At 38.9% G+C, this 3057-nt stretch carries 2 protein-coding genes; both read left to right on the forward strand.

Annotated elements, in window-relative coordinates; translation table 11 throughout:
* Positions 1-463: 463 nt before the first annotated feature.
* On the forward strand, positions 464-1120 hold the full coding sequence (locus tag P8M54_RS11395) for a lipoprotein signal peptidase (protein ID WP_300287983.1): 657 nt from the start codon (positions 464-466) through the stop codon (positions 1118-1120).
* Between the two features lie 8 nt (positions 1121-1128).
* The coding region (locus tag P8M54_RS11400) for a heavy metal translocating P-type ATPase (protein ID WP_300287984.1) at positions 1129-3057 on the forward strand (1929 nt) is incomplete at its 3' end.

Consider the following 3057-nt stretch of genomic DNA (forward strand, 5'->3'; position numbering starts at 1 on the left):
TGGGAGGTGCTAGCTCGCGAAAGAAGAAAGTGACGAAGTTCAGCGACTATTTTCAGATGGCCTCGGCAAGCTTGAGATTTGTAGAAGTCTTAAGGCGTTTTTTTGGTAGTAGTGAGACCCCTCTTTTCAATGGATGATCACAGTTTCTATTTTCGCTCTGGCGGGAAATCTAATATCACTTTGGCTAATCAACATGACAAAGAGCAAAGAGGCACATATGCAAGCAACTGCCATATTTACATCCAATGACATCGTAGTGAACGGTGGTGTGATATTGGCCGGTTCCTTATTCTATTTCTTGGATAGCAAATGGCCGGATCTTGTGATAGAAGCTATCGTTTTCACATTTGTGATGCGTGAGCCACAAGAATTTTAAAATTAGTGAAATGATGTATGGCGAACTCTTTTGACCTAAAAGGCAAGAACCTGATAAAATCTCATTTATTAATTATATAGAAGACTAATGAAAGGAAAAAATGTTGTTTTAATTATTTTAATGTTGCTGCTTGTTGACCAGTCGATAAAGTTTTACGTAAAGACCAATTTTTACTATGGGCAGGAGTATCTAGTTTTTGGTTTGGATTGGTTCCGCTTGCATTTTCTTGAAAATCCGGGAATGGCCTGGGGATGGAAATTTGGGGACGGTTACATTGCAAAATTAATCTTGGTACTGTTCAGGTTTTTCGCTGTGATTTGGGGAGCTTTTTATATAAAAAAAATGCTTAGTAAGAATTATAGTAAGGCCATAATAATATGCGCCGCGTTTATTTACGCAGGTGCATTGGGCAATTTGATAGATGGAGCGTTTTACGGACTTATTTTTGAAAAAAGTGACTTGACGCTCAAGAATATTGCAGAAATATTCTCGTCAGGTGTTGGTTATTCTGGTTTTTTAAATGGCAACGTAGTCGATATGTGGTATTTTCCCATCGTAAATACCACGCTGCCAGAGTGGCTACCCTTTTGGAACGGACAGCAGTTTACATTTTTTGATCCTGTTTTTAATACTGCGGATATTTGGATTACAACTGGAGTGGGCGGGCTTTTGATTTTTCAAAAAAACAATCATAATAAAAATGAATGGATTCCAAAATTTAGAAAATTTTACAATAAAAAATAATATTTATTATGAAAAAAAACAAAGTAAATCTGCGTGACCTTCAAAAGAGAAACGCCTCAAAACAAAATAATACAAAGGCAATAAGTATTGGGTTTAAAGCTTATTTATCTGCTATATTCAGTTTTATAACGCTGATTGCAGGTATAGCCTTTGATTATTTTGACGTATTCCCTTTTTTTAAAGGGTGGTTAAGAATAGTTTGGTATACCGTCGCATATATCCCAGTAGGTTTACCGGTAATTATTGAAGGCTGGAACAGTATAAAAAAAGGTGATTTCTTTACTGAATTCCTGTTGATGTCCATTGCAACATTGGGGGCATTTGCCATAGGCGAGTATCCCGAAGGTGTAGCGGTAATGCTTTTTTATGCCGTGGGCGAACTTTTTCAGAACGCGGCAGTAAAGAGAGCAAAAGGAAATATCAAGGCACTTCTAGATGCTAGGCCCAATAGTGCGCTAGTATATAAAAATGAGGAATTTATTTCAGTAGATCCCGAAACCGTTAAAATTGGTGAAAAAATTCAAGTTCGCGTAGGCGAAAAAATACCGTTGGACGGCACGTTGTTGTCCAAAAAAGCATCGCTGAATACTGCTGCAATTACTGGGGAAAGCAAACCCGATACTATTGCCAATGGAGCAAAAGTTTTTGCAGGTAGCATCAATCTAGATGGGGTAATCGAAATCGAAGCTACCAAAGAATTTAAAGACAGTTCCATTGCCCGTATTCTTGATATGGTTCAGAATGCAACTGCTCGAAAATCCAAGACCGAACTATTCATCAGGAAATTTGCAAGAATCTATACGCCTATTGTTGTATTTCTAGCAATTTGTTTGATAGTGCTTCCTTATTTCTTTGTCTCCGATTATGTATTTCGCGACTGGTTGTATAGAGCATTGATTTTCTTGGTGATATCCTGTCCTTGTGCATTAGTTATTTCAATTCCACTAGGCTACTTCGGTGGTTTGGGTGCTGCGTCCAGAAATGGCATTTTATTTAAAGGAGCGTCCTTTCTCGATGCTATGACCACTCTAAATACGGTAGTTATGGACAAAACAGGAACAGTTACAAAAGGGGTATTTAAAATTAAGGAAATTGTAAATAGTTCCGCTTTCACAGAAGCAGAATTTATGCAGTACCTGATGGCTATGGAAAAAAAATCTACCCACCCTATTGCAAAAGCAATATTGGAATATAAGACTGATGATTCCTATTTAGAGGCTACCGAAGTTTCGGAGGTCGCTGGAGAAGGAATAAAGGGAACGGTGAACGGTAAGACTATTTTGGTCGGCAACAAAGCCTTGATGACATCAAATGGAATCGAAGTTCCATCTGAAACCGATAGTCTTGTGGAATCCATCGTAATGATTTCCGTCGATAGAAAATTTTCTGGCTACGTAACCATTGCCGATGAACTGAAGGAAGATGCACAACAGGCCATCAAACATATTCGTGAGTCCGGTATTTCAAAAATCATTATGCTTTCGGGCGATAAAGATTCCATAACCCAACAGGTTGCAATCGAATTAGGCATCGATTGGGCCAAAGGCGGACTGTTACCGGAAGACAAACTGAACGAAGTCGAAGAACTTAAAAAGCTGCCAGATACCAAAATAGCTTTTATAGGCGACGGTATAAATGATGCACCAGTATTAGCGGCAAGCGATGTAGGTATCGCAATGGGAGGCTTGGGCAGTGATGTGGCTATTGAGACCGCAGATGTTATCATCCAGACCGACCAACCTAGTAAGATTGCAATGGCAATAAAAATAGGCCGTTCAACTAGGCGTATAGTTTGGCAAAATATTGTCTTGGCCTTCGGGGTAAAAATCATTGTTATGATTTTAGGTGCTATGGGTATGGCCACGATGTGGGAAGCAGTATTTGCTGATGTAGGCGTTGCTTTGTTGGCTATTTTGAATGAGGTTAGGTTACAAAAG

It is taken from the genome of Flavobacterium sp. (assembly GCF_029242675.1).
Lineage (GTDB): Bacteria > Bacteroidota > Bacteroidia > Flavobacteriales > Flavobacteriaceae > Flavobacterium.